The organism is Acidimicrobiales bacterium (assembly GCA_036273495.1).
GTDB lineage: Bacteria > Actinomycetota > Acidimicrobiia > Acidimicrobiales > JAJPHE01 > DASSEU01.
The window spans coordinates 1-4,083 of record DASUHN010000042.1 but is presented as its reverse complement, the minus strand read 5'-3'; the positions used below and the strand labels follow the sequence as shown (position 1 = coordinate 4,083).

Genomic DNA, 4,083 nt, shown 5'->3' with positions numbered 1-4,083 from the left:
CCCTCGGCGCCGAACGGGCCGCCGGAGCCGATGCTGATCGCGCTCGAGATCGGCTTCAGGATCGTCAGGCGCGGCTCGACCTTGCTGCCGCCGATCAGGATCGTCTCCATCGCCTCGGGGATGCCGTGGCCCCGGATGCGCTCCGAGCCGAAGCGGGCCATCACCCCGACAACCAGGCCCCCGATCACCGGGATCACGACGCTGACGGCACCCAGGTGACGGGTGGTCGGCGGGACCAGCCGGAAGCCGACCTTCCCGTAGTACGCGAGGTGGGTGAACAGACCGATCAGGTCCAGCAGTCCGAGGGCCACTCCGGCCGCCAGCCCCCCGACAACCACGGCGAGGGGCAGGGTCCGGAACACGTCGGTCCCCAGGGTGAAGTCACCCAGAGCGCGTTCGATACCCGCTCCTGGCCGCCAGTCGGCTCCCGCGATCGCATCGGCAGGGAGACGTGACACGCCGAGAAAGTATCGTAAACTGATATTATCGTGCCACGCCGGGATCTCAACCAGGCTGACTACCGGACGCTCCTCGACCTGCGGACCCGGCTCCGGGCCTTCCTCCACTGGAGCGAGCAGCAGGCCCGGACCGCCGGGTTGACCGCCGCCCAGCACCAGCTTCTCCTCGCCGTCAGGGGCCACGTTGACGCCCGCGGCCCGACCATCGGTGAGCTGGCCGACTACCTCTACCTGCGCCACCACTCCGCCGTGGGCCTGGTCGACCGGGCCGACCAGGCCGGGCTGGTGCGCAGGGTCGAGGATCCCGCCGACCGCCGCGTCGTCCGGGTGGCCCTCACCGACGCCGGCTCGCGGGCGCTGCGGCGCCTGTCGCACCTCCACATCGAGGAGCTGACCCGGCTCGCCTCCCACGTGCGACCCCTGCTCGACGGCCTCGAGCTGGGCCAGGACGACCACGGAGGGTCCCGGACCGGGGGCTGACGACAGGGAGCGGCGCACCCGGGGCCCGCTCCGGACCGGCTGTCTCGTCCCGGCCCCGAAGATTCACCCGCCGTCGGGCCGGGAACTAGAGCCACAGATGGTGACCACCGCCTCACGCGCGCGCAGCCTGGCCGGGATGGCCCGGCTCCTGGTCCGGCACCGGGGCCTGGTGGGCACGCGCCGGGAAACCGAGCTCACTCCCGACGCCGACCTGGAGGAAGCGGGCCGGACACTGGCCGCCGATCTGGAGGCGATGGGACCCACATTCGTCAAGCTCGGACAGCTCCTCTCGACCCGTCCCGACCTCCTCCCCGACCCCTACCTCGACGCCCTGTCCCGCCTGCACGACAAGGTCGCTCCCTTCCCGGCCGACCAGGCGAGGGCGATATTCGAAGACGAGGTCGGGGCCCCGGCCAGCACCACGTTCTCTGAGTTCGACGACCGGCCGTTGGCCAGTGCGTCGATCGGTCAGGTCCACGCCGCCCGCATGCGGGACGGCCGGCGGGTGGTCGTGAAGATCCAGCAACCGGGCGTCGAGGCCCGCATCCAGGCCGACATCGACGCCCTGTCGTCGCTGGCGGAGGCGGTCGACAGCCACACCGACGCCGGCCGTCACTACGGCTTTGCCGAGATGTTCTCCCAGTTCCGCCGCTCACTGCTCGACGAGCTGGACTACCGCGTGGAAGCGGCCAACCTCGTGCGGATGCACCGGATGCTGGAAGACCTCGGGGTGGTCGTCCCCCGCCCGGTGGAGGACTTCTCCAGCCGCCGGGTCCTCACCATGCAGCGGGTCGAAGGGCGTTCGGTGGGGGATCTCGGTCCGCTGGCCCGCACCGAGATCGACGGGCCCGACCTGGCCGACCAACTGATAAGGGCCTACCTCGAGCAGGTGTTCGCGCACGGCTTCTTCCATGCCGACCCGCATCCGGGAAACGTCATGGTCACCGACGACGGCGGTCTGGCGATCATCGACCTCGGGATGGTCGGCCGGCTGGCCGAGCCGGCGCGGGGTCAGCTGGCGAAGCTGGTCCTGGCGATGGACGCCGACCGCCCGAGTGAGGTCTCCGATGTCCTGGTCGAGATGGGAAGACCGCTCGACGATTTCGATGAGGCGCTGTTGCGGCGCTCGGTCGCCGAGGTCGTGGGGCGCAGCGTTCTCCAGCGACCCGAGACCCGGGCGGGTCGGGTGGTGATGGACCTCACGCAGGCGTCGGCGGAGGCGGGACTGCGGCCGCCCCCGGACCTGGTGATGCTCGGGCGGACGCTGCTCAACCTCGAACGGGTGACCTACCTCCTCGACCCCGACTTCGAGCCGGACCAGGCCGTCTCCCGCCACGCCGCCGACATCGTCCGATCCCAGTTCGGCGGCGGGCCGCGGAGCGCCATAGCGGCGCTGGTCGAGGCCCGCGACTTCGTCGAGCACCTTCCCGGGCGGGTCAACCGGGTGATGGACGCGCTGGCGCGGGGGCAGTTCGCGGTGAAGGTGCACGCCTTCGACGAGGCCGAGATGCTCTCGGGCCTCCAGAAGCTGGCCAACCGGCTGGCCATGGGCCTGGTCATCTCCGCCCTGTTGCTGGGCGCCGCCCTCCTGATGCGGGTGCCCAGCAGCCCGCGGCTGCTCGGCTACCCGAGCGTGGCCATCGTGTGCTTCATCGTGGCCGCCGTTCTCGGGGTGGGCATGGTGGTGTCGATCGTCCTCGCCGATCGCCACGTTCGCCGGCGCGCCCGGCGCTCCAGGCGGAACTGAGGCCCCGGCCCCTTCGGCCACCCCGGCACGCCGCAGGCGGGTCGGCCACAATGAGACCCGTGGCGAGCGAGGACCCGGTCAGACAACGCTGGGCGGGCGGGACCGCGGTCATAACCGGGGCCGGCGGGGGCATCGGGGGAGGGATGGCGCGCACGGCCGCCGCCCTGGGCATGTCCGTGGTGCTGGCCGACGTCGACGCCGGGCGGATCGAGACCCTGGCGGCGGAGCTGGCCGGTTCCGGCGTCCGGGCCGCGGCGGTGCAGACCGACGTCACCAGCTATGCCTCCGTCGAGCACCTGGCCGACGTGGCGTTCGACGACGTCGGTGACGTCAGGCTGGTGGCCAACAACGCCGGCATCGAGCACGTCTCCCTGCTCTGGGAGTCCCCTCCCGCCGAGTGGGAGCGGCTGATCAGCGTCAACCTGAGCGGCGTGTACCACGGGGTGCGGGCCTTCGTCCCCCGCCTGATCTCGGCCGGCCGTCCGGCCACGATCGTGAACACGGCGTCGATCGCCTCTTTCACGAGCGGCGCCTACCAGGGCATGTACCAGATCTCCAAGCGGGCGGTGCTGGCCCTGAGCGAGTCGCTGGCCGCCGACCTCGAGACCGTCCACGCCCCCATCCAGGTCTCCGTCGCCTTCCCGGGTGCGGTCGACACGCCGATCTTCGTGCGGGCCAACGAGGACGGCGGTCCGAACGCCGGAACCATGATGCAGACCCTGCGCGACCTGCTGGCCGACCAGGGCATGGACGCCGACCGGGCCGGTGCGCTCATCCTCCACGAGGCGGGCCGGGGTCAGCGCTGGATATCGACCCATCCCGGGACGGCAGCGGCGTTCGCCCGGTCGGCGCTCGACCGCCTGGGCGAGATCGTGGCCGAGGTCGAGGCCGCGGTCGAGGTCGATCAGCCCGGAAAGGCCTGACCAGCCGCGTTCTGCCTGCTCCCGGCAGGATCCCGGTATGCGCGAACCTGGGCCCATGGCGGGTGACCGGGCCTCGGCGCTCTCGGTTGACCGGCTGACGAAGTGCTTCGGTGAGCGGGTGGCGTTTGCCGAGGTCTCGTTCGAGGTGAGCCAGGGCGAGGTGTTCGGCTTCCTCGGCCCGAACGGCGCCGGCAAGACGACCACGGTGCGGACCCTCGGCACCCTCATCGCCCCCTCGTCAGGCTCGGCCACCGTGGCCGGGCTCCGGCTCAGTCCCGAGAACGGGGTGGAGATCCGGCGGCGGATCGCGATCATGCCCGAGTCCCCCGGGCTGTACCTGGGCCTGACCGTCGCCGAGAACCTGGCGTGCTTTGCCGACCTCTACGAGGTACCGGACTCCCGGGACCGCATCGGCACGGCTCTGGCGGCGGTGAAGCTCTCCGACCGGGCCGGCGACCGGTGTGGATCGCTCTCC

At 71.6% G+C, this 4,083-nt stretch carries 5 protein-coding genes; 4 read left to right on the top strand and 1 reads right to left on the bottom strand.

What is annotated here, in order from left to right; genetic code table 11:
• Window positions 1-458: chloride channel protein (locus VFW24_01720; protein ID HEX5265466.1), on the bottom strand; the 458-nt coding region annotated here is incomplete at its 3' end.
• Between the two features lie 30 nt (window positions 459-488).
• On the opposite strand from VFW24_01720, the gene VFW24_01715 reads away from it, so the two are divergent.
• From VFW24_01715 to VFW24_01700, 4 genes are all read left to right on the top strand, one after another.
• Window positions 489-938, top strand: a complete 450-nt coding sequence (locus VFW24_01715; GenBank protein HEX5265465.1) for a MarR family transcriptional regulator — start codon at window positions 489-491, stop codon at window positions 936-938.
• A 136-nt stretch (window positions 939-1,074) separates the two neighbouring features.
• Window positions 1,075-2,685, top strand: a complete 1,611-nt coding sequence (locus VFW24_01710) for an AarF/UbiB family protein (protein HEX5265464.1) — start codon at window positions 1,075-1,077, stop codon at window positions 2,683-2,685.
• Window positions 2,686-2,744: 59 nt separating this feature from the next.
• Complete coding sequence (locus tag VFW24_01705; GenBank protein ID HEX5265463.1) at window positions 2,745-3,608, top strand: SDR family NAD(P)-dependent oxidoreductase; 864 nt, start codon at window positions 2,745-2,747, stop codon at window positions 3,606-3,608.
• 37 nt (window positions 3,609-3,645) lie between these two features.
• The coding region (locus tag VFW24_01700; GenBank protein ID HEX5265462.1) for an ABC transporter ATP-binding protein at window positions 3,646-4,083 on the top strand (438 nt) is incomplete at its 3' end.

Excerpts from the sequence above, each read along its gene's own strand:
- VFW24_01710 (HEX5265464.1), top strand. The coding sequence starts at position 1,075 with ATGGCCCGGCTCCTGGTCCGGCACCGGGGCCTGGTGGGCACGCGCCGG.